A 22,003-nucleotide genomic window follows, 5' to 3' on the forward strand; every position below is an offset into this window, starting at 1 on the left:
GCCCCGGTGTGACGCGGGTCGCTTTTCCGAGTGGGTCGGGGCGGGATGGGCATGAGCCCCCTGCGCGGGCGGCCGGATGTCTCACGATGCGATATCGCGGAGGGGTTTTTCGGACGCTCGATAGACTGAACCGACCGCGGCGCACACCTGTGTGTGCGGACCGCGGAAAACGACGGACTGAGCGAGGAGCGCACGTGGGCCTTGTCGTGCAGAAGTACGGAGGCTCCTCCGTAGCCGATGCCGAAGGCATCAAGCGCGTCGCCAAGCGGATCGTGGAAGCCAAGAGGAACGGCCACCAGGTGGTCGCCGTGGTTTCCGCGATGGGCGACACGACGGACGAGCTGATCGATCTCGCCGAGCAGGTTTCCCCGATTCCTGCCGGGCGCGAGCTCGACATGCTGCTGACCGCCGGAGAGCGGATCTCGATGGCCCTGCTGGCCATGGCGATCAAGAACCTGGGCCACAACGCCCAGAGCTTCACCGGCAGCCAGGCAGGTGTCATCACCGACTCGGTCCACAACAAAGCCCGCATCATCGATGTCACGCCGGGCCGGATCAAGGCCTCGGTGGACGAGGGCAACATCGCCATCGTCGCCGGCTTCCAGGGCGTCAGCCAGGACACCAAGGACATCACCACGCTCGGCCGCGGCGGTTCCGACACCACCGCCGTCGCCCTCGCCGCCGCGCTCGACGCCGAGGTCTGCGAGATCTACACGGACGTCGACGGCGTGTTCACCGCCGACCCGCGCGTGGTGACCAGGGCCAGGAAGATCGACTGGATCTCGTTCGAGGACATGCTCGAACTGGCGGCCTCCGGTTCCAAGGTGCTGCTCCACCGCTGTGTGGAGTACGCCCGCCGGTACAACATCCCGATCCACGTCCGCTCGTCCTTCAGCGGACTCCAGGGCACGTGGGTCAGCAGCGAGCCGAAGAAGCAAGGGGACAAGCAGGTGGAGCAGGCTCTCATCTCCGGTGTCGCGCACGACACCTCCGAGGCCAAGGTCACGGTCGTCGGCGTGCCGGACAAGCCCGGCGAGGCGGCTTCGATCTTCCGCACGATCGCCGACGCCGAGATCAACATCGACATGGTCGTGCAGAACGTGTCCGCCGCCTCCACCGGCCTGACGGACATCTCCTTCACCCTGCCGAAGACCGAGGGCCGCAAGGCCATCGACGCCCTGGAGAAGAACAAGGCCGCCATCGGCTTCGACTCCCTGCGCTACGACGACCAGATCGGCAAGATCTCCCTGGTCGGCGCGGGCATGAAGACCAACCCGGGCGTCACCGCCGACTTCTTCACCGCGCTCAGCGACGCGGGCGTCAACATCGAGCTGATCTCGACCTCCGAGATCCGCATCTCGGTCGTCACCCGCAAGGACGACGTGCCCGAGGCCGTCCGCGCCGTGCACTCCGCCTTCGGACTGGACTCCGACAGCGACGAGGCCGTGGTCTACGGAGGCACCGGCCGCTGATGGCCGGACCCGAGGGACCCGGACGTTCCGGGCGGCCGACGCTCGCGGTCGTGGGAGCGACCGGGGCCGTCGGCACGGTCATGCTCCAGATCCTGTCCCAGCGGGCGGACGTCTGGGGCGAGATCCGGCTCGTCGCCTCCGCGCGCTCGGCCGGCCGCAAGCTGACCGTGCGCGGCGAAGAGGTCGAGGTGGTGGCGCTCACCGAGGAGGCCTTCGACGGGGTCGACGTCGCGATGTTCGACGTCCCCGACGAGGTCGCCGAGCAGTGGGCGCCCGTCGCCGCCGCGCGGGGCGCGGTGGTCGTCGACAACTCCGGCGCCTTCCGCATGGACCCGGACGTGCCGCTCGTCGTGCCCGAGGTCAACCCGCACGCCGTGCGCAGGCGCCCGCGCGGGATCGTCGCCAACCCGAACTGCACCACCCTGTCGATGATCGTCGCGCTGGGCGCGCTGCACGCCGAGTTCGGCCTGCGCGAACTGGTCGCCTCCTCCTACCAGGCGGTCAGCGGTGCCGGCCTCGCCGGCGTGCGGACGCTGCGCGAACAGATGTCCCTGGTGGCCGGTACGGAACTGGGGACCCACCCCGGCGACCTGCGGCGGGCCGTGGGGGACAGGACCGGCCCCTTCCCGGAGCCGGTCGCGCTGAACGTCGTGCCGTGGGCCGGATCGCTGCGCGAGGACGGCTGGTCCTCCGAGGAGATGAAGGTCCGGGACGAGACCCGCAAGATCCTGGGCCTGCCCGCGCTCCCCGTGGCGGTCACCTGTGTCCGCGTCCCCGTCGTCACCACGCACTCCCTCACCGTGCACGCCCGTTTCGAGGGCGAGGTCACCGTCGACCGGGCGCGCGAGATCATCGCCACCGCCCCCGGCGTCGTCCTGTTCGACAACCCGGCCGCGGGGGAGTTCCCCACCCCCGCCGACGTCGTCGGCACCGACCCGACCTGGGTCGGGCGGGTACGACGGGCCCTGGACGATCCCACGGCACTGGAGCTGTTCGTGTGCGGGGACAACCTGCGCAAGGGCGCGGCGCTCAACACCGCGCAGATCGCGGAGCTCGTCGTCGCCGAGCGGTAAAAGTTCTGGATCACGGAGGATTCGTTTGTAGGATCTGTGTAAGCCGCGGCAGCCGGGTTCTCGGTCTGGACCACTTGTCACCGCAGATACGGCGGCCGAGGATGGCACAAGGATTCACCTCCCCGTCCTCCGCAACCGAGCGGAGGGCGGGGAGCGTCTTTGCGGTCGCCCTTCCAGGGGCCTGGGGACGCTGCCTTTCAGACGTGGGGACGTCTGGAACCGGACGTGGGGACGTCCGTTCATATGGGACACAGGGGAAGAGCGGGTCGCATGAGGGCACGGAAAGCGCTGTCGGTGGTGCTGCCTGGCGCGGACGGGCCGCCGTCGGCGGCGGCCGCCGCGGAAGTGACGCCCGGCACGTACAACCCTTGCGGGGGGAAGCGTGTCCAACTGACGTGGCTGAGGTACTCGACTTCACAGCGCCGCGCGGCACGGCCCTCCGGCCGCCCCGCCAGGCTCTCCGACCCCGCATGCCCGGCGCGTCCGGCGGCGGCATGCCGGTGATCGCCCGCATGCCCGCAGCGCGGCCCGCCCGCATACCCGGTCAGCGTGACGGCGCCGACGACGCCGTCGCGGCCGGCACCACCGTCGACCACCTCACCGAGACCTACCGCGCCCACTACCGCTCGCTGCTGGGCCTGGCCGCGCTGCTGCTCGACGACACCGCCTCCTGCGAGGACGTCGTCCAGGAGGCGTTCATCCGCGTCCACTCGGCCCGCAAACGCGTCCGGGACCCGGAGAAGACCCTGGCCTACCTGCGCCAGACGGTGGTCAACCTGTCGCGTTCCGCGCTGCGCCGCCGCATCCTCGGCCTGAAGCTGCTCTCCAAGCCCATGCCGGACATGGCGAGCGCGGAGGAGGGCGCCTACGACCAGCTGGAGCGCGACTCCCTCATCAAGGCGATGAAGAACCTCCAGCGCCGCCAGCGCGAGGTGCTGGTGCTGCGCTACTTCGCCGACATGACGGAGGCCCAGGTCGCGGAGACGCTCGGCATCTCGCTGGGCTCGGTGAAGGCGTACGGCTCGCGCGGGATCGCGGCGCTGCGGCTGGCCATGGGGGCGTCGGCATGAGCGACGGCAGCACCGCGGGTCACGAGGACCGCGAGCCGGAGAGCACGCCCGCGGCCGACGCCGGACGGGAGACCGGGGGCGCCCCGGACACCGAGGACGCGCCGGATACCGGCACCGGGCGGGACCCCGTGGACGCGCCGGACACCGGCACGGGACGGGACCCCGTGGGTGACCGGGACAGCGGCACCGGGCGGAAGACCGACACCGGGCGGGACGCCGAGGGCCTCCGGGAGACCGGGGACGGGCCGGCGCGGCTGCGCGGGCTCGTGACGCCGCACGGGCAAGAGCCGAAGCACACGCACGCTGGGAACGGAACTGTGAACCACGGCCGGGACGACCGAGGCCCCGAGGGGCTCGACTCGGACGAGCTGGAACTGCGCACCCTGCTGCGGCAGGCGGTGCGCGAGGTGGAGCCGGGCGACGGCACCCTCGACTACCTGCGCCGGGCCGTCCCCGCCCGCCGGGCACGCAAGCGCCAGGCCCTCGTCGGCATGGCCGCCGCCGCCCTGTTCGTCGGCACGGCCGTCCCCGCCCTCGTGCACGTCACCACCGCCTCCGGCTCCGACGCCAACCCGTCGGCCGTCGGCCACGCCTCGCAGGCGCAGGGCGGCACCGGCCAGGGCAAGGACCCCGGCGGCGGCGAGAGCACCGCGGGCGGCTCCTCGGACGAGGTCGGCGGCGGCACCGAGGACAAGGAGAAGGACGAGGACAAGGACGGCTCCAGCACCGGGTCCGGTACGGGGGCGACCGAGGGGGCCGACCCCTCGGCCGACGCGTCCGACCCGGCGCCCGCCTGCACCGCCGCCCAGCTCGGCCCGGCGGTGGCGAACAGCGCCGCCCCCGACTCCACGGGCGCGGTCTACGGCTCCTTCCGGGTCGCCAACGTCTCCACGGCCGACTGCACGGTCGAGGGCGCCGGCGTCGTGGGCGTCACCCCGCAGGGTGCCGCCTCGGCCGCCAAGGTGGGCTCGGCGCGGCACGTGGCGGGGGACGCGGCCGCCGGGCTGCCCGACCCCTCCCAGGAGGCGGGGCAGCTGGTCCTGAAGCCGGGCGCGGCCTACGAGGTGCAGTTCGCCTGGGTGCCCTCCGAGACCTGTCCCACCCCCGGCGGGACGCCGGGCGGCGGCACCGGCGGGCCCTCGCCCGACCCGACACCCTCCGGCGACCCGACCACGACGACCGGCGCGTCCGAGGGCACCGACGGCGGCACGGCGACGCAGACCGTCCGGGCGGACGGCGGCACCGAGGGCAGCGTGGCGGTGTCGTACACGGCGTCGACGGGTTCGAGCTCGGCCACCACGACCATCGGCAACGCGTGCGCGGGGACGGTCTACTGGACGGGGCTGCTGACACCCGCCGGCTGACGGGGGGTGCCGTCGTCCTCGGTGCCGTCGTCGCCGTCCTCGGCGGTGCCGTCCCCGCCCTCCGCGAGGCCCAGCTCCGCGTCGCGGGCGAGCTCCACCTCGCGGCGCAGCAGCCGGAACCACATGAAGATCACGAAGCCGACGAAGGCGAACCACTCGGCGGTGTAGCCGAGGTTCTGGAAGGCCTTCAGGTCCAGTCCGGTGCCGCCCGGCGCGGACGCCGGTACCGCCTGCATCCCGGAGTCCCCGCGGTTGAGCGTGACCCAGGCGTCGTACACGTCGTACGGCACCAGGTTCACCAGCGAGGCGGAGCTGATCGCGGCCGTCTGGCCCTGCGGCAGGCCGCCGCGGGCGCTGACGCCGTTGCTGCCCGGGGTCTCGGACGCCTGGAGCGCGCCGGTGACGGTGACCTCACCGGCGGGCGGTGCGGGCACCTTCGCCGGGTCGGGGGCGCCGGGCAGCCAGCCCCGTACGACGGGCAGGGCGCGGCCGGTGTCGGTGCGCAGCAGCGTGAGGACGTAGTAGCCGTCCTCGCCGTCCACCTTCCGGTCGGGCACCAGCAGCTCGGTGTCGTACCGGCCGCTCGCGGTGGTCTGCTTGCCGGAGGTGGCCTTGGTGACGGGCAGCAGGTCGTCCAGCGGCCGGGCCTCCTCCCGCTGGTCCGAGACGACCCGCTCCTCGGCCTCGCGGTGGTTGTCGACCCGGTCCTCGAACCGGCCCAGCTGCCAGGACCCCATGAAGATGCAGAAGGGGATGGACAGCAACAGGAAGACGTTGATCCCCCACCAGCGGGGCGTCAGCAGAAACCGGTACACCCCCCCAACGGTACGGGTCCGCACCCGGTTCCCGGCCCGCGGGGTCGGTACCGGCCCGGGGGACGCCCGCGCCGCGGCGGTGACCGCTCGACCGGATGTTCACGCCCGGCCGGCGGCTCGTCCGGCCCGGGCCGGACGTCGATGATGGTCGCCCCGCGCCCGAAGGCGTCCGTCCTCGGCCGGGGTGGCGGTGAACGCGGTCCGGTCACGGGCCTCGGCGGCCCGCCGGAAGCGCTCGACGGTCCCGCGCCGTGCGGTCGTGCGGTGCGGTGCGCGCCCCGCCGCCGACGGTCCGGTCCGGCCGCCGGATCCGTCGGCCCCGACCTGCGGCGGGAGGCTCGGGGACGCCGCCGGGGGCGGGGGCGGTGACGGATCCGGTGGAGGTTGTCCACAGGGCTGGGAACCGTGTCGGTGGAATGCCCCGCGGACGGGCAAGATGGGGTCATGACTGAGAGCAACGGGTCCGACGCGCCGGGCCGGGCGGACCACCAGACCGATCGAGCCGGACAGGGCGCGGGGATGCCCGACTGGGAGAAGCGCTTCCGGGCGCCCCGGGTGTCCCTGCCCGACTGGGCCGAGGACGCCCCCGACCGCTCCCTGTTCGTGTCGAACGCGACGGGGACGTACGAGCTGTACGCGTGGGACCGGTCGACGGACGATCAGCGCCAGGTGACGCACCGGCCCAACGGCACGACGGACGGCGTGCTCTCGCCGGACGGCGAGTGGATCTGGTGGTTCGACGACAAGGACGGCGACGAGTTCGGGGTCTGGCGGCGCCAGCGGTTCACGGGCGGCGAGGACGAGCCGGCGGCCCCGGGCCTCGCCCCCTCCTACCCGGCCGGTCTCGCGCTGGGCAGGGACGGCCGCACGGCGGTCGTGGGCCGTTCCACGGACGAGGACGGGACGACGATCCACCTGGTCCGCACCGGCGAGGCGCCGGTGGAGCTGTACCGGCACCGGGAGTCGGCGGGCGTCGGCGACCTCTCCTACGACGGTTCGCTGATCGCCGTGGAGCACACCGAGCACGGTGACGCCATGCACTCCGCGCTGCGGGTGATGCGCCCCGACGGCACGACGGTCGCCGAGCTCGACGACACCGAGGGCGGCACCAGGGAGCTGGGCCTGGAGGTGCTGGGCTTCGCCCCGGTGGAGGGCGACACCCGGCTGCTCATCGGACATCAGCGGCGCGGCCGCTGGGAGCCCCTGGTGTGGGACGTGGCGACGGGGGAGGAGCAGGACCTCGCCCTGGAACTGCCCGGCGACGTCAGCGCCGAGTGGTACCCGGACGGCACGGGGCTGCTCATCGCGCACGGCTTCGAGGCGCGCGGCGAGCTGTTCCGCTACGACCTGACCGAGCGCCGGCTGGTGGAGATCCCCACCCCGCGCGGCGCCGTCTCGGGTGCGACGGTCCGCCCCGACGGCAGCGTGGAGTACCTGTGGTCCTCGGCGGCACAGCCGCCGGTGGTGCGGTCCACGGCGGGCGGTGTGGTCCTCGACCCGCCCGGCATGAAGTCACCCGGTTCGGTGCCGGTGGAGGACGTGTGGGTGGAGGGGCCCGGCGGCCGCATCCACGCCCTCGTGCAGAAGCCGGCCGGGGCGACCGGCCCGCTCCCCACGGTCTTCGACATCCACGGCGGTCCCACCTGGCACGACAGCGACTCCTTCGCGGCGGGCCCGGCGGCCTGGGTCGACCACGGCTACGCGGTGGTCCGCGTCAACTACCGGGGCTCCACCGGGTACGGGCGCGCCTGGACGGACGCGCTGAAGCACCGGGTGGGCCTGATCGAGCTGGAGGACATCGAGGCGGTCCGCGCGTGGGCGGTCGGCTCCGGCCTCGCGGACCCCGCCCGGCTGATCCTCACCGGCGGCTCCTGGGGCGGCTACCTGACGCTGCTCGGCCTGGGCACGCAGCCGGACGCGTGGGCGCTGGGCATCGCCGCCGTCCCGGTCGCCGACTACGTCACGGCGTACCACGACGAGATGGAAGCGCTGAAGGCGATGGACCGCACGCTGCTCGGCGGCACGCCGGAGGAGGTCCCCGAGCGCTTCGAGGCGTCGTCCCCCATCACCTACGTCGACCAGGTCAGGGCCCCGGTCTACATCTCGGCCGGCGTCAACGACCCGCGCTGCCCCATCCAGCAGATCGAGAACTACGTCAAGCGCCTGGAGTCGCGCAACGCGGTCCACGAGGTGTACCGCTACGACGCCGGCCACGGCTCCCTGGTCGTCGACGAGCGCATCAAGCAGATCCGCCTGGAACTCGACTTCGCCGCCAGACACCTCCCGGCGTGACCGGGCCCCGTCCGCCCGCAGCTCCCGCGGCTGCGGGCGGGCGGGTCCCCGCCCGAGCCGCGGCCCCGCCGGCGCGGGTGGGCGGACCCATCCCGCCCGGCCCGGGTCAGCGCCCCGCACCCGCCCCCCGCCGCCGCCCCAGCAACTCCGCCAGCCCCCGCCGCGTCGCCGCCAGCACCACCCGGTCCCCGGCCCGCAGCACATAGGTGTCCGGCAGGTCCCACACCAGCCCCGCCCCCGGCATCTCCGGCCCGTAACCGCGCGCACCGCCGGAGGCCGCAGCCGTGTCGAGCGCCAGCACCCGCCACGCCCCCGCCCGGAACGCCTCCCCGACCGTCCGCCCCTCCAGCTGCGGATACCCGCCCACGACCACCGCCGCGAACAGCAGCACCCGCCGCTCCACCGGTATCGCCCCGAGGATCTGCCGCCCCATCATCGCCCCGGCGAACGCGGGCGCCGCCAGGTGCGTCACGCTCCGGCTCCGCGTCAGCGCGCCCGGGTGCGCCGTCCGCAGCGTCCGGTACACCGCCTTCGCGAAGTCGTCGTCGTACAGCCGCAGCACCGCCCGCAGGTCCGGCCGTACCGACCGCGCGTACAGCACCGCCTCCAGGTTCGTGGTGTCCTCACTGGTCAGCGCGAGCAGCGCGTCCGCGCGGTGGATCTTCGCGGCCTCCAGGACGCCTTCCTGGGTGACGTCCCCGACCACCACCGGGACGCGCAACCGCCGCGCGGCGGCCATCCCCCGGGCCTCCGGGTCCGCCTCGACGCACACCACCGGGATGTGCAGCTCCCGCAGCCGCGTCAGCACCCGCGTGCCGACCTTGCCCAGTCCGAGCAGCACCACGTGTCCGCTCAGCCCGCGCGGCGGCTTCCGCAGGGACGACGCCGTGCGGAACGTCCCCAGCGCCTCCAGCACCGCGGCGAGCAGCACCGGCAGCAGCAGCAACCCGACGCCCATGGACAGCAGTTGAAGGATCTGCCGCCCCGTGGACTGGCTGTGCGCGGGCTCGTTGATGGCGAACAGGTCGAGCAGGGTGACGTAGGTGGCGTGCAGCGGATTGTCGCGGGTCACCACGGTCAGCGCGACGGCGAGCGCGATCACCGCCGCGACCAGTCCCGCGAGCGACCAGCGCAGCCGCCGCGAGAACAGCGAGGCGAACGGCGGTCCGCCCCGGCGGGCGGGCAGGGGAGGCCCGGAGTACGAGAGTTGCTCCAGCACCACCGTCCCGCGCCCGGTGGCCGCCGCCACCGCGGCCGCGTCGGGCAGCAGGCGCGGCCCCTGCTCGCCGCTGTCCTCCGAACCCTCGGCACCGGCCGGGTCGTTGCTCGTGGCGGACAGCAGCGCCAGCGTGCACAGCCCGGGGTCGGCCACCTCGCCGGGCGCCGGGGGCCGGCGTTCCACGGCCCGCAGCAGCAGCCCTTCCGCGTCGACGACCTTGCTGGTGCCGACGAGCGCGGTGGCGACCAGCGCGGGTGCGGCCGTGTCGGAGTCGGACAGCACGGTGGTCGAGATGTCGGTCCCGGCGCCGCCCCGTCCCGGTGCCGTGTCGCCCGCCAGTTCGGCGGCCTGGTCGAGGAGTTCCTCGATGTGCTGGCCGAGCCGCCGGTTGTAGAGCCGGAGCACGAGCCGCAGCCGGGGGTTGAGCCGGCGGGCGTCCAGCGCGGCGCGGATGTTGGTCTCGTCGTCGTCGTACACCAGGGCCAGCGCGGCGGCCCGTGCCACGCCCGCCTCGGCGAGCACGGCCTCGGTCGGCTCGGCGGCCTCCACGATCCGCTCGCCGGGGGCCAGGGTGTCGTCGGAGCCGCCGTTGCCCCGGCTGTTGACCGCGGTCACCACCCGGTCCAGCAGGGCGGCGGAGGCCGCCCGGGCCCGCCCGGCCACCGGCCGGCGCGCGGCGCGTCCGGCGGGCGGGACGACGAGGGTCACCTGCTCGCGGTAGACACCGCGGAGTTCGGCGGCGAGCCGGTGCGCGAGCCCGTCGTCCCCGCACACCACCATGTGGGCCGAAGGGTCGCCGGGCAGGGCGGGGTTGGGAAGCAGACTCACCACGGGGCAAGAGACTGCCTCATCGCGGCGCGTGGTTCCAGGTGCCGGGTGAACGCCCGTGCCCCGTCCCGCGTACCAAGGGGGGCGGGGACCCGAGCGGGCCCGCCGTCTCGCGCGCGTCCAGGGAGGTGCAGCCGGCCCGTGGCCCCCACGACCTCGTCGGCCCCGTCGACGTCACCGGGCTCGCCCCCGCCCGGCACCGGCGGGCCGGAGCCGGCGTCCGGGCCGTCCGCCGGGGAGTCCCGGCACCTCGACCCCTCCCTCCTGCTCACCCTGGTGCTGCTCACGGCCGTGCTGTTCCAGGGCCCCGTCCGCGGTGCCCTGGCCGCCCCGGTGATGCAGAGCTGGATGACGGTGTTCGTGGCCGTCGTCGTACAGGCGCTGCCCTTCCTGGTGCTCGGTGTCCTGCTGTCGGCGGCCATCGCGGTCTTCGTCCCGCCGTCGTTCTTCGCCCGGGCCCTGCCGAAGCGTCCGGCGCTGGCGGTGCCGGTCGCGGGCGCGGCGGGCGCGGTGCTCCCGGGCTGCGAGTGCGCGTCCGTGCCGGTCGCGGGAGCGCTGGTGCGCAGGGGAGTGGCTCCGGCGGCGGCCCTGGCGTTCCTGCTGTCCGCGCCCGCGATCAACCCGATCGTGCTGACGGCGACGGCGGTCGCCTTCCCGGGCAACCCGGAGATGGTGGTGGCCCGTCTGGTGGCGAGCCTGCTGGTGGCGTGTGCGATGGGCTGGCTGTGGCAGCGCCTGGGCCGCGCCGACCTGCTGCGGCCGCCCTCCCGGTCGGTGTACGACGGCCGAGGCAGGGGCGCGGCGTTCTGGGGGGCGGTGCGGCACGACGTGATGCACGCGGGCGGCTTCCTGGTGATCGGCGCGATGGCGGCGGCGACGCTGAAGGCGGTGGTGCCGGAGCGGTGGCTGGGCTCGGTGGCGGATCGCCCGGTGCTGTCGGTGCTGGCGCTGGCGGTGCTGGCCGTCCTGCTCTCGATCTGCTCGGAGGCGGACGCGTTCGTGGCGGCGTCGCTGACCCAGTTCTCGCTGACGGCGCGGCTGGCCTTCCTGGTCGTGGGGCCGATGGTCGACCTCAAGCTCTTCGCGATGCAGGCGGGCACCTTCGGCCGCGCCTTCGCCCTGCGGTTCGCGCCCGCGACCTTCGTGCTGGGCGTGACCGTGTCGGCCCTGACGGGAGCGGTGCTGCTGTGAGGACACGGCTCGACGGCCAGGCCCAGGCGGCCCTGCTGTTCCTGCTCGGCGCGACGGTGCTGCACGCCGGTCTGACCGACCTCCACCTGCGGTACGTCAAGGCGGGCCTGCGGCCGCTGCTCCTGCTGGCCGGCGCGGTGCTGGTCGCGGCGGCCGCGGCGACGGCCTGGTACGAGTGGCGGCGCCCGCCCGGCGCGCGGGAGCCGCACCGCGCACCCCGGGTCTCCTGGCTCCTCACCCTGCCCCTCTTCGCCCTGATCCTGGTCGCCCCGCCACCCCTCGGCTCCTACAGCGCGGCCCACACCGGTACCGCCCTGACGAAACCCCTCGGCTTCCCGGAACTGCCCGCGCGGGGGCCGCTGCGCCTCGGTGTCGGGGAGTACGCGGCCCGCGCCGTCCACGACGACGGCCGGCACCTGCGCGACCGGCCCATCAGCATCACCGGCTTCGTGGCGGCGAACGGCACGGACGACCCGTACCTGGTCCGCATGAGCCTCAACTGCTGTGCCGCGGACGGCCGCCCGGTCAAGGTCGCGCTGACCGGCCGGGTCCCGCCGGTGCTGCGCCCGGACACCTGGCTGAGGATCACCGGCACCTACACCCCGCGCCGCACGAAGGACCCGGTCAACGGCGGCCCGATCCCTTACATCGACGTCGTCCGGGCCGAACCGGTCCCGGCCCCGCGCAACCCGTACGACGAGGTGTGGAACGGCTAGGACGGCGACCGCGGCCGTCACCCGCGCGGTGACGCCCCGGCCGGCCGTGCCGGATTCCGTGCCGCTAGGGCCGGTACGGCTCCTGCTGGTGCGGCCGGCCCTGCGCCTGGCCGCCGCCGAGGGACTGCGCCCGGAGCTGCTCGGCCTGCTCCTGGGTCACCTTCTGTTCCGCACCGCAGAACGTGCACTGGGTGGCGTACTTGGTGGAGACCGGGAAGAGCGGCACGAAGAACAGGGTGAACTTCGTGACCCGCTTCCTGAGCGTGTGCGCGGACGGGTTCCCGCACTGCGCGCACACCAGCGTCAGTATCGCGAGCTGATGCAGATACCCCTTGGTGCCAAAGATGATCATGTCGTCGATCCTTCCCGGGCCGCGGTTCCCCGAACCACCACCACATCAGACGATCAGAGCGGTCGGCAACGTGACCGGCCGCCGGACCGCCGCACCCCACGCGGCGGCCAGGGGCGGCGGGCGAGGCCACCGGCGTGCGCCCGTCGCCTGACCCTGGAGGAGGCCCCCGGCACCGCGGCGACGAGGCCGGCCCCCGACGGGCATCGGGGACGACACCCACGGCTCACCGAATCCGTGCGGGTCGGACCCCCGGGCCATTTGGGTGCCGTCCCCGATGGTCCGCGATTCCCCCGCCGGGTGAAGGTGGGAGCCACACATCCCGGCCTGCCCCGTACCCGTCCTGAGCACCTCGGGTACCGCTCACGGAGCGGACCGCGCGGGCTGCCGGACCATGAGAGGAGCCCGCGCCCTGATGCACGCAGCGACGCAGCGACCCGGCCGCAACGACGACGTGGGCGTCCCGGCTCCGCTGGTGCTGCTGCTGTGCCGTTCGGCGGCCGCGTGGGAACGGACCCGATCCGCCGGAAGGGTGGGAGCAGCGCTCGGCGGGTCCTGATGCCGCTCATCGGGGCGACCGACGTCGAGCACGCGTCCCTCTCCGAGCACGCGTTCCTCTCCGAGCACGCGTCCCTCTCCGAGCACGCGCTCCTCTCCGAGCACGCCGGCATCGACCGGGACGTCATCTCCCCGCTGCTCGGCACGATGCCGATCGTCGCCGTGGTGAGACGCACCGGCGTCTTCGCGTACATCGCCGTCCGGGCGGCCCGCCGGGCGCGCGGCGGACCGTACCGGGTCTGCCGGCGGCTCGGCGTGCCCGTGGTGCCGTTCCTCGTCACCGCGGTCACCGTCACCACCGCGGCCGCGTATGTCTGGCCGCGCTACTTCGTCCTGGTGTGATCGTGAGGCACGGGATGCGAGAGGACAGCAGATGGATCACACCGGGGACCGCGCCGACGTCTTCCCACCGCCCCCCGCCGCGAGCCGGCGGCCGAGAAGAGGGCCATGGACGGCCCCGATGACGGACGGCTCCACGAGATCTCGGCCCGGCTGCACCGCGAGGACCCCCGGTTCGCCCGCGGCCTCGGCGACGGCCGCCCCCGCCGGCCCCGCGAGTACCGGTACGCCCGGGCCTGGCTGCTGCTCGCCGTCGCGCTGGCCGTGCTGGGTGCCGGCATCGCCCTGGCCCACGGGCTGCTCGTCGCCGCCGGTCTGGTGCTGGCCGGGGTCGCCGGGGAGCTGTTCGACCCGCACCGCGGGACGCGGCACCGTCGCGCCCCCCGCCGGTTCTGACGCCGGGGCCGCGCACCGCCCGGGGACCGTGCGATGACCCTGTCCGAGCTGTACGTGACGCTGCTCATCGGCGGCGCCGTCCTGCTGGCCAGCATCGCCGCCGCCCGCACCGCCCACCGCGTCGGCCTGCCGAGCCTGCTGCTGTTCCTGGCGGTCGGCGTGATCGCCGGCGAGGACGGGCTCGGCCTGGAGTTCGACGACGCCCAGCTCGCGCAGGCGCTGGGGACGGCGGCGCTGGGCCTGATCCTCGTCGAGGGCGGCCTGAGCACCCGCTGGGACGACGTCCGGCGCCAGTTGGCCCCCGCCGGCGTGCTCGCCACCGTGGGAGTGGCCCTCTCGGTGGGAGTGACCGCCACCGGCGCGCACTTCCTGCTGGGCATGGAGTGGCAGCTGGCGCTGCTGCTCGCGGCGATCGTCTCCTCCACCGACGCCGCCGCCGTGTTCGCCGTCCTGCGCGCGCTGCCGATGCCGGAGAAACTGCGCGGGCTGGTGGAGGCGGAGTCCGGCTTCAACGACGCCCCCACCATCATCCTGGTCCTGGTCTTCTCCACCGCCACCGCGGACCTGCCGGGCCCCGGCCCCCTCGTCGGCAACCTGATCTTCCAGCTCGCGGTCGGCGGCACCCTGGGCGTGCTGATCGGACTGCTGGGCGTCACCGCGCTGCGCCACATCGCCCTGCCCGCCACCGGGCTCTACCCGCTGGCCACGGTCGGCTTCGGCGTCATCGCCTTCGCCGCCGCCGGAGCGGTCGACGCCAGCGGCATCATCGCCGCGTACCTGTCCGGCCTGGTGCTGGGCAACTCCCGGCTGCCGCACCGCGCCGCCACCCGGTCCTTCGCAGAGGGCGTCGGCTGGCTGGCGCAGATCGGCCTGTTCGTCATGCTCGGCCTGCTGGTCGACCCCAGCGAACTGACCTCCGCGGTCGTCCCGGCCCTGGTCGTCGGTTCGGTCCTGCTGCTCGTCGCCCGCCCCATCTCCGTGGTGCTGTGCCTGCTGCCGTTCCGGATCCCCTGGCGCGAGCAGACGTTCATCTCCTGGGCGGGCCTGCGCGGCGCGGTGCCGATCGTCCTCACCACGTTCCCCATCGTCGCGGGCATCGACGGGGCCGGTGACGTGCTCAACATCGTGTTCGTCCTCGTCATCATGTTCACCCTGATCCAGGGTCCGACCCTGCCCGCCGTGGCCCGGCGCCTGGGACTGGTCAGGACCGGGGCACTGCGCGAGATCCAGGTGGAGACCGCACCGCTCGACGTACTGGACGCCGACCTGCTCACGGTCACCGTCCCGCCGGACTCCCGGCTGCACGGCGTCGCCGTCTTCGAGCTGCGCCTGCCGCCGCCGACCGTCGTCACCCTGATCGTCAGGGAGGGCACGACGCTGGTCCCCGACCGGGAGACCGTGCTGCGCGCCGGCGACGAACTGCTGCTCATCACCACCCCGCTGACCCGCGAGGCGGCGGAACGCCGGCTGCGCGCCATCGGCCGCCGGGGCAAACTGGCCCGGTGGCTCGGCGAGCAGGGGGCGCCGAGCATGAGTGACGGCTGAGGCGGGCGCCCCACGACCGCCGACGGCGTGCTTTCCTCCCCATAAGCAGGCACATGAGATGTATAAGTATTTCGCCGTACGGTAAACTTCTTAACCGAGTCCTGGCGCTCCATTGAGCGGCCGAATGCTCAGTTCATGAGAAGCGGATCTCGGATGCGACGAGGGGAACGTGCCATGCGCCGACGTGACATGCACCAGCCCGTACGCATCGACAACGCCGCCCGCGACAGCGTCCCCGAACCGGGGACCGCCCTCCCCGGCGCCTGATCTCCCGGCTCGCACCCACCGCGCACACCGCCGGATGCCCCCTGCCCGAACGCGGACGACCGTTGCACGGCACGGCACGCACCGGCCGCCCGGGCGCCGCCGCACCGCTGCGGCACCGCCGCCACGCATCCCCGCGCATCGCCGCACCCTCACGCCCTCACCAGGCACTGACGCCGCCGTCACCGAACCGGAGGACCGACGCCCGTGCACAACACCGCCGCCATGCTCATCGAACTCGGCGCGATCATTCTCGCCCTGGGCCTGCTGGGCCGCCTCGCCGGACGCATGGGCTTCTCGCCCATCCCCCTCTACCTCCTGGTCGGCCTCGCCTTCGGCCACGGCGGCATCCTCCCCCTGCGCGCCAGCGAGGAGTTCACCGCCACCGGCGCCGAGATCGGCGTCATCCTGCTGCTGCTCCTGCTCGGCCTGGAGTACAGCGCCTCGGAACTGGTCACCAACCTCAAGACCCAATACCCCTCCGGCGCGGTCGACTTCGTCCTCAACGCGGTGCCCGGCGCCGTGGCGGCACTGATCCTCGGCTGGGGCCCGGTGGCCGCCGTCGCACTGGCCGGCGTCACCTGGATCTCGTCCTCCGGCGTCATCGCCAAGGTCCTCGGCGACCTGCGCAGGCTCGGCAACCGCGAAACCCCCGTGGTGCTCGGCGTCCTCGTCATCGAGGACCTCGCCATGGCCGTCTACCTGCCGATCCTCACCGCCCTGCTGGCCGGCGCCGGCCTGGCCGGCGGCTCCGTCACCCTGCTGATCTCGCTGGGCACCGTCGGCGCGGTCCTCTACCTCGCGCTGCGCCACGGACGGCTGATCAGCCGAGCGGTCTCCTCCGACAACGCGGAGATGCTGCTGCTGGTCGTCCTCGGCCTGACCCTCCTGGTCGCCGGCCTCGCCCAGGAACTGCACGTCTCCGCGGCCGTCGGCGCGTTCCTCGTCGGCATCGCCCTGTCCGGCGAGGTCGCCGAGGGCGCGAGCAGTCTCCTCACCCCGCTGCGGGACCTGTTCGCCGCCGTCTTCTTCGTCTTCTTCGGCCTGTCCACCGACCCCGCCGACATCCCGCCCGTCCTGCTGCCGGCCCTGCTCCTCGCCGTCGTCACCGCGCTCACGAAGATCGCCACCGGCTGGTACGCGGCACGCCGCGCCGGAATCAGGGGCGCGGGCCGCTGGCGGGCGGGCGGCACCCTGGTCGCGCGGGGCGAGTTCTCCATCGTCATCGCGGGCCTCGCCGTCGGCGTCGAGCCCCGCATCGGCCCCCTGGCCACGGCGTACGTGCTGCTCCTGGTCGTCATCGGCCCGCTGACCGCCCGCTGGACCGAGCCCCTGGCCCGCCGCCTCACCCGCCGGCCGGCCGCACACCGGGCGGGCCCGGCGGACGAGGACCGCGCCGAGCCGGCCACCCACGCCCACGCCTGACCGCCCGGGGCACCGGCCGGGCCCGGAGCGTCACTCCCGGCCGAGGATCCCCGCGGCCGCCCCGACACCCTCCCGGGTGCCGATCACGATCAGGGTGTCACCGCCGGCCAGCCGGAAGTCCGGCCCGGGCGACGGGACGGCCTCCGTCCGGCGCAGTACGGCGACCACGGACACCCCGGTGTCCGTACGCATCCGGGTGTCCCCCAGCCGCCGCCCGCTCCAGTACGACCCCGCCGGCAGCTCCACCCGCTCGGCCACCAGGCCCAGTTCGGCCGTCGCCAGCAGGTTCGGGCTGTGGTGGGCGGGCATCACCGCGTCGATGACCGCCCCCGCCTCCTCGGCGGTCATCCGCAGGGACAGCGCGGTGGCGTCCGGGTCGTCGGTGCGGTACGTGTTCAGCGTCCGGGAGCCGTCGAGGTGCGCGATCACCGACAGCCGCCGCCCCTCCCGCGTGGCCAGGTCGTACCGCACACCGATCCCCGGCAACGGCGTGTGCCCCATGCGCGCGGCGCCGCCCATGACCGTCCCCCTGCAAGAAGTGAGTGCCCCTACGGGCCATGACCGACGGCACCCTACGTCACTCCCCTCCCTCCCCGTAATCCACCCCACGCGGCCGCCGCCCGCGCCGGCACGACCTGCCCGCGGATCCGGGCGGGAGCGGGGCATGCCGTCTGCCGCTCCCGTCGGACGGCTCCCCGTGGCCCCCCGGCTCCCACATCGTCGCGACGAAGGCCGGCGGCTGGCCCGCCTGGACACAGCCCGCCGACTGGCCGGACTGCGCCGGCGGACACCGCATGGAGCACCTGCTGACCGTCACCGGCGACATACAGCTGGGCGACTGCGGCGGCGTCTACTTCTTCCACCGCCCGCAGTGCCCCGGCCACCCCTGGGACTGGCGCTTCGACTGCCACTGACCGCCGGACACCCGGCCGGCCCCGTCAGGACCGGGTGGCGGTCCCGCACCCCGCGTCGCCGCCCTCCCGCACGCGCGTCCCCACCGACGTGCTCCGGTCGTACGGGTCGACCGCGGGACCGTCCTCCGGACGCGAGGTCGCGCGCTCCGCGCCGAACTCGGGGGCGAAGTAGCCGGTGAAGGTGTCACAGCCGCCGTTGGTGGTGTCCCCCTTGTAGGAGACGAGGGAGAACGTACCCGGCTCGGTGACGACCTTCTCCGGGTCGTCCCAGCTCATCACGACCTCGCGGCGCACGATGGTGCGCACGACCTCGTCACTGCCCGCGGCGGCCCGCACCACGGGATAGACGTAGGTGACGTCGGTGGTCACCTCGACCGCCCCGAGCCTGCCCTCCCGGTACGTGATCCGCCCCCGCGTCTTCACCACGTCCCCGGCCAACCGGACCTCCGCCGCGTCGAACCGGCTGAACAGCAGCAGGGGATCGTTCTCCCGGCTGGGCGCGCGGAACGCGGCCGCCAGGTAGTCCCGCACATCCCGCTGATGCGGATTGATCGACGCGATCGCCTTCCCGGGCCGCTCCCCGCGCAGCACAGCGGGGTCCAGACTGGACGCGGCGAGGAAGTCGCGGGTCTTCTCCAGCGCCCGGGCGACCTGCCCCTTGCTCATCCAGCCGGTCGCCCGCGCCTCGGGCACCCCGATCCCGGCCGTCCCGTCCGCCCACCGCGCCGCGGGCGACCCCCGGAACGGCTGTTCCAGCGTGGGACCTGCGGCGGCCGCCGCCGTCGGCGGCGGCTGATCCGGACGCGCCGACTCCACACCGAGCGGCGCCCCCTCCCCGCCGCCGTCTCCGCCCCCGAACCACCCGGCCACCCACCCCGGAGCCAACGCCACGACCACCAGGGCGACCGCGACCAGCAGACCGGCCACGTACCAGCCCTTGCCCCCTCGCCGCCGGACCGGCCGGTGGCCCCGCCACGGCTCCGGCGGCCCGCTCTCCTCCCGCAGCCGCCGCGCCACCATCCGGGCCCGCGCCGACGGCTCCTCGGGAGCCCCCTCCGCCCCCGCCTCGGCGTCACGGAGGAAGCGCTCCCACTCCTCGTCCGGTATGGACTCCCCGCCCTTGCCCACGATGGGCCCGCCCCTCTCACCCACCCGGCCCCTCCCCAGGGCCGGCCACTGACAGGGCATCATCACACAACGCGGCCGACGCGATGATCACCTCGGCGGGGCCCGGGTCCACGTGCGGCGGACGCACGACTCGCACGAGACGCACGGGGTGGCACACCTGACCACTTGTGCGGGGTTGACTTCCACGGCTGACGATCAGCCGTCACCACGGCCGGCCTTCCGCAGGATGTGCGCGGCCATCAGCCGGCCGCCGATCGCGCTCAGCGTGACCGTCAGCGCGAACGACAGCGAGTCGTCCCACGACTTGCCCCGCACCTCGTGCCAGAACACGGCCGCGGTCCCGGACACGACCAGCGCGTAAGCGAGGAACGCCAGCCACCGTGTCACCCTGCGTTCACGCCACGAAGGCGCTGCCTCGTTCCCCGGCCGCTGATGCCTCGTCATGCCGTCCGGCTACCCCATGAGGGGAAGGACGTGTGGGAGACCCGTGTCATCACCGACCCCGGCCGACCCCGGCCGATGCCGACCGCGTCACCGCGGAACGGTCCGCCGAGTTCGCCACCGGCCCCCGACACGCCAGTACCCCACCCGCGACGGCAAGCGCACCCGCCTCCGTGCCACGCCCGCGGCCCTCGCCGTCCACAGGTCACCGCCGGCGGCCGGAGCGCGGTCGGCGCACCCGCGGGCACCGTGCTCGCCCGTGGTGCCGAGTCACCGGCGTGCCAGGTACCGGCGCATCAGCTGGTGTCCGCCCCACCCACCGGCCACCGCCGCTCCCACAGCCGCGGGCCAGGCCACCGTCTCCGGAGCACCCACCGCCGAGAGCAACGCTCCCACCCCACCGAACCCGGTGACGGCACCGGCGACCCACAACGCGAACCTGAGCCTCTCCGCCGTCCAGTGCTCCTGCCCCATGAGGCTCACCCTCCCCGCGTCAGCCATCCTCGAGCGACCGGACCTGACGGTCCGCGCCCCTCGGCGAACCCGCATACCCCGTGCAGGTGGGACTCAGCCACGCAGGTGGTCCCGCACACGAAACAGGTCCGCCACCTACTCTTACGAGCAGGTGGCGGACCTGGTACTTCACTGTCGGGGTGGCGGGATTTGAACCCACGACCTCTTCGTCCCGAACGAAGCGCGCTGCCAAGCTGCGCTACACCCCGATCGTCGCTGCTCTCGCGGCGACGACGTTTACTTTAGCCCACTGCCCGCTAGACACGAAATCCGGTTTTCGGGTGGCGGCGGACCGGGTTCGGGCGGGCGTGGTCCAGGGCGACGAGGAGGACGGCCACGGCGTAGAAGGAGAGGCCGACGAGGAGGGCGTTCGCGAGGACGCTCCGGTAGCCGTGCCGGGTGACGTCGAGGAAGGGGTACAGGTAGCCGCTGGGGGAGCCGGGGAGGAGTTCGCCCCGGGCGAGGGTGAAGGCCAGGTAGGCCAGGGGGAAGACGAGCCAGGTCGTGGCCTGGCGCAGGTGCATGCGGGCCGGCGGGGAGAGCAGGAGCCAGTCGAGCAGCGCGGCGGCCGGGAGCACCGTGTGCAGGGTGTGGGCGGCCAGGGTGGCCGCCCAGGCCGGGCCCGAGGGGGCGGGCGTCATCGAGAAGGGCGGGGTGGCGTCCGCGAGGAGCAGGTGGTGGACCAGGGCCGCCATGACGACGTAGAGCAGGGCCGCTCCCGTGACGGCGCCCGGCAGGGGGTGCCGGGCGAGCCACGCGCGGCGGGCGGAGGCCAGCATGACCACGGCCAGGACGAGCGCGCTCTGGACGGCGAAGTAGCTGAGGACGCGGGCCGGGCTGCCGAGGAGGAGCTCGACCACCACCGCGGCCGTCGCCAGCAGCGCCAGGACGGCGCGGTACGCCGCCGCCACCGGGCGGCGTACCAGGGGGATGACGGCTCGGGCGGGGACGGCCGAGGGCAGCAGCCGGGGTGACCTGCGCGGCAGGGCGGGCAGGTCCGGTATGTCCCTGGGTATCGGGGCGGTCATGCACCCCAGCGTGAGCGGACCGGGGAGGTGGGGCGACGTGGGTGGGCCGGACGGGTTACCGCAGGCCGCCCTGGTCGCGGTCGACGAGCGTGAGCAGGGTCGCCTCCGGGGGGCACGCGAAGCGGACCGGGGTGTACCGGCTCGTGCCGCAGCCCGCCGAGACGTAGAGGTAGGACGTGCGGCCGTCCGCCGTGTGGGTGGACAGGTCCTTGACGCGGTCGGTGTCCAGGTCGCAGTTGGTGACCAGGGCGCCGTAGAAGGGGATGCAGAGCTGGCCGCCGTGGGTGTGTCCGGCCAGGATCAACGGGTAGCCGTCGGCGGTGAAGGAGTCCAGGACGCGCAGGTAGGGGGCGTGGACGACGCCCATGGAGAAGTCCGCCGCGTCCGAGGGGCCGCCCGCCACCTCCAGGTAGCGGTCACGCTTGATGTGCGGGTCGTCCAGGCCGGTCAGCTCGACGGACGTGCCCTCGATCTTCAGGGTGCCCCGGGTGTTCGTCAGGTTCAGCCAGCCCGCGGAGTCGAACCCGTCCCGCAGGTCCTCCCACGGGTTGTGGACCGCGCCGACCACCGGGGGGTTGCCGTTGAGTCCGTGCCGGCCCTGCAGCTTCTCGATCAGGTAGCGGCCGGGGTTGCGCGGCGTGGGGCCGTAGTAGTCGTTGGAGCCGAAGACGTACGCGCCCGGGAACTCCATGAGGGGGCCGAGTGCGTCGAGGACCTCGGGGACGCCCTCCGGGTCGGACAGGTTGTCGCCCGTGTTGATCACGAAGTCGGGGCGCAGGCCCGCCAGGGAGCGCAGCCAGCGCTGCTTCTTGCGCTGGCCGCCGACCATGTGGATGTCGGAGACGTGCAGGACGCGCAGCGGGCGCATGCCGGACGGCAGGACGGGGACGGTCACCCGTCGGAGGCGGAAGGAGCGGGCTTCGAAGCCCGCCGCGTACAGCAGCCCGGCAGCGCCGGCCGCCGTGATTCCGAGGGGGATTCCGTATCGCGCGCGCATGGGTCCATCGTGTCAGACCCCGCGGGTTTCCTCCGAACGCCCCTGATGCGCGGCGGGCGTTAAAAC

21 protein-coding genes and 1 tRNA gene are annotated in these 22,003 nt (G+C 74.0%); 12 read left to right on the forward strand and 10 right to left on the reverse strand.

What is annotated here, in order from left to right; translation table 11 throughout:
- The first annotated feature begins 194 nt into the window (after positions 1-194).
- From IE118_RS10530 to IE118_RS10545, 4 genes are all read left to right on the forward strand, one after another.
- The gene (locus IE118_RS10530; protein ID WP_189557496.1) at positions 195-1,472 is read left to right on the forward strand and encodes an aspartate kinase; all 1,278 of its coding nucleotides are present in this window, start codon (positions 195-197) and stop codon (positions 1,470-1,472) included.
- A complete protein-coding gene (locus tag IE118_RS10535) occupies positions 1,472-2,545 on the forward strand; it encodes an aspartate-semialdehyde dehydrogenase (RefSeq protein ID WP_189557497.1) in 1,074 nt (357 codons plus the stop codon). Before IE118_RS10530 ends, IE118_RS10535 begins: the two co-directional genes overlap by 1 nt.
- Before the next feature lie 470 nt (positions 2,546-3,015).
- Entirely contained in the window at positions 3,016-3,615 is a 600-nt protein-coding gene (locus tag IE118_RS10540; protein WP_228968596.1) for a SigE family RNA polymerase sigma factor, read from the forward strand.
- Positions 3,612-4,979 carry a hypothetical protein gene (locus tag IE118_RS10545; RefSeq protein WP_229846750.1) on the forward strand — a complete coding sequence of 456 codons (1,368 nt, stop codon included), beginning with the start codon at positions 3,612-3,614 and terminating at the stop codon, positions 4,977-4,979. Before IE118_RS10540 ends, IE118_RS10545 begins: the two co-directional genes overlap by 4 nt.
- On the opposite strand, the gene IE118_RS10550 is transcribed toward IE118_RS10545, so the two are convergent.
- Positions 4,946-5,794: an SURF1 family protein gene (locus IE118_RS10550; protein WP_189557499.1), complete on the reverse strand. Its 849-nt coding sequence runs from the start codon at positions 5,792-5,794 to the stop codon at positions 4,946-4,948. The two genes, IE118_RS10545 and IE118_RS10550, sit on opposite strands and share 34 nt — an antisense overlap.
- A gap of 444 nt (positions 5,795-6,238) precedes the next feature.
- On the opposite strand from IE118_RS10550, the gene IE118_RS10555 reads away from it, so the two are divergent.
- The gene (locus IE118_RS10555) at positions 6,239-8,086 is read left to right on the forward strand and encodes a S9 family peptidase (protein ID WP_189557500.1); all 1,848 of its coding nucleotides are present in this window, start codon (positions 6,239-6,241) and stop codon (positions 8,084-8,086) included.
- 106 nt (positions 8,087-8,192) lie between these two features.
- Here the strand turns inward: IE118_RS10555 and IE118_RS10560 are convergent, their stop codons facing one another.
- Positions 8,193-10,085 (reverse strand): potassium channel family protein, encoded by a 1,893-nt coding sequence (locus IE118_RS10560; RefSeq protein ID WP_189557624.1) that lies wholly within the window; start codon positions 10,083-10,085, stop codon positions 8,193-8,195.
- A 189-nt stretch (positions 10,086-10,274) separates the two neighbouring features.
- On the opposite strand from IE118_RS10560, the gene IE118_RS10565 reads away from it, so the two are divergent.
- Together IE118_RS10565 and IE118_RS10570 are read left to right on the forward strand one after the other, a co-directional pair.
- Complete coding sequence (locus tag IE118_RS10565) at positions 10,275-11,324, forward strand: permease (protein ID WP_229846751.1); 1,050 nt, start codon at positions 10,275-10,277, stop codon at positions 11,322-11,324.
- Positions 11,321-12,040, forward strand: coding sequence for a TIGR03943 family putative permease subunit (locus IE118_RS10570; protein ID WP_189557501.1), 720 nt, complete (start codon positions 11,321-11,323; stop codon positions 12,038-12,040). Before IE118_RS10565 ends, IE118_RS10570 begins: the two co-directional genes overlap by 4 nt.
- A gap of 64 nt (positions 12,041-12,104) precedes the next feature.
- Here the strand turns inward: IE118_RS10570 and IE118_RS10575 are convergent, their stop codons facing one another.
- Positions 12,105-12,392 (reverse strand): zinc-ribbon domain-containing protein, encoded by a 288-nt coding sequence (locus IE118_RS10575; RefSeq protein WP_189557502.1) that lies wholly within the window; start codon positions 12,390-12,392, stop codon positions 12,105-12,107.
- Between the two features lie 412 nt (positions 12,393-12,804).
- Here IE118_RS10575 and IE118_RS10580 point away from each other — a divergent pair, with 412 nt between their 5' ends.
- The 5 genes from IE118_RS10580 to IE118_RS10600 all read left to right on the forward strand — a co-directional run bounded on the left by IE118_RS10580 (position 12,805) and on the right by IE118_RS10600 (position 16,916).
- A complete protein-coding gene (locus tag IE118_RS10580) occupies positions 12,805-12,948 on the forward strand; it encodes a hypothetical protein (protein ID WP_189557503.1) in 144 nt (47 codons plus the stop codon).
- On the forward strand, positions 12,948-13,289 hold the full coding sequence (locus tag IE118_RS10585) for a hypothetical protein (RefSeq protein ID WP_189557504.1): 342 nt from the start codon (positions 12,948-12,950) through the stop codon (positions 13,287-13,289). The genes IE118_RS10580 and IE118_RS10585 overlap by 1 nt, the downstream gene beginning before the upstream one ends.
- 105 nt (positions 13,290-13,394) lie before the next feature.
- Positions 13,395-13,682 carry a DUF3040 domain-containing protein gene (locus tag IE118_RS10590; RefSeq protein ID WP_189557505.1) on the forward strand — a complete coding sequence of 96 codons (288 nt, stop codon included), beginning with the start codon at positions 13,395-13,397 and terminating at the stop codon, positions 13,680-13,682.
- A gap of 33 nt (positions 13,683-13,715) precedes the next feature.
- Positions 13,716-15,227 carry a potassium/proton antiporter gene (locus IE118_RS10595; RefSeq protein ID WP_189557506.1) on the forward strand — a complete coding sequence of 504 codons (1,512 nt, stop codon included), beginning with the start codon at positions 13,716-13,718 and terminating at the stop codon, positions 15,225-15,227.
- 471 nt (positions 15,228-15,698) lie between these two features.
- A complete protein-coding gene (locus tag IE118_RS10600) occupies positions 15,699-16,916 on the forward strand; it encodes a cation:proton antiporter (protein WP_189557507.1) in 1,218 nt (405 codons plus the stop codon).
- Between the two features lie 30 nt (positions 16,917-16,946).
- Here IE118_RS10600 and IE118_RS10605 read toward each other — a convergent pair whose 3' ends face one another.
- From IE118_RS10605 to IE118_RS10640, 7 genes are all read right to left on the reverse strand, one after another.
- The gene (locus IE118_RS10605; RefSeq protein ID WP_189557625.1) at positions 16,947-17,417 is read right to left on the reverse strand and encodes a cation:proton antiporter regulatory subunit; all 471 of its coding nucleotides are present in this window, start codon (positions 17,415-17,417) and stop codon (positions 16,947-16,949) included.
- A gap of 437 nt (positions 17,418-17,854) precedes the next feature.
- Positions 17,855-18,958, reverse strand: a complete 1,104-nt coding sequence (locus IE118_RS10615) for a hypothetical protein (protein ID WP_189557626.1) — start codon at positions 18,956-18,958, stop codon at positions 17,855-17,857.
- Positions 18,959-19,153: 195 nt separating this feature from the next.
- Positions 19,154-19,345 carry a hypothetical protein gene (locus tag IE118_RS10620; protein ID WP_189557508.1) on the reverse strand — a complete coding sequence of 64 codons (192 nt, stop codon included), beginning with the start codon at positions 19,343-19,345 and terminating at the stop codon, positions 19,154-19,156.
- Positions 19,346-19,669: 324 nt separating this feature from the next.
- The gene (locus IE118_RS10625; protein WP_189557509.1) at positions 19,670-19,873 is read right to left on the reverse strand and encodes a hypothetical protein; all 204 of its coding nucleotides are present in this window, start codon (positions 19,871-19,873) and stop codon (positions 19,670-19,672) included.
- 174 nt (positions 19,874-20,047) lie between these two features.
- A tRNA-Pro gene (locus IE118_RS10630) sits at positions 20,048-20,121 on the reverse strand.
- A gap of 48 nt (positions 20,122-20,169) precedes the next feature.
- A complete protein-coding gene (locus tag IE118_RS10635) occupies positions 20,170-20,940 on the reverse strand; it encodes a Pr6Pr family membrane protein (RefSeq protein WP_189557510.1) in 771 nt (256 codons plus the stop codon).
- Between the two features lie 55 nt (positions 20,941-20,995).
- Complete coding sequence (locus IE118_RS10640; RefSeq protein ID WP_189557511.1) at positions 20,996-21,937, reverse strand: metallophosphoesterase; 942 nt, start codon at positions 21,935-21,937, stop codon at positions 20,996-20,998.
- Between the last annotated feature and the right edge of the window lie 66 nt (positions 21,938-22,003).

The sequence above is a fragment of the Streptomyces pilosus genome (assembly GCF_014649835.1).
Lineage (GTDB): Bacteria > Actinomycetota > Actinomycetes > Streptomycetales > Streptomycetaceae > Streptomyces > Streptomyces pilosus.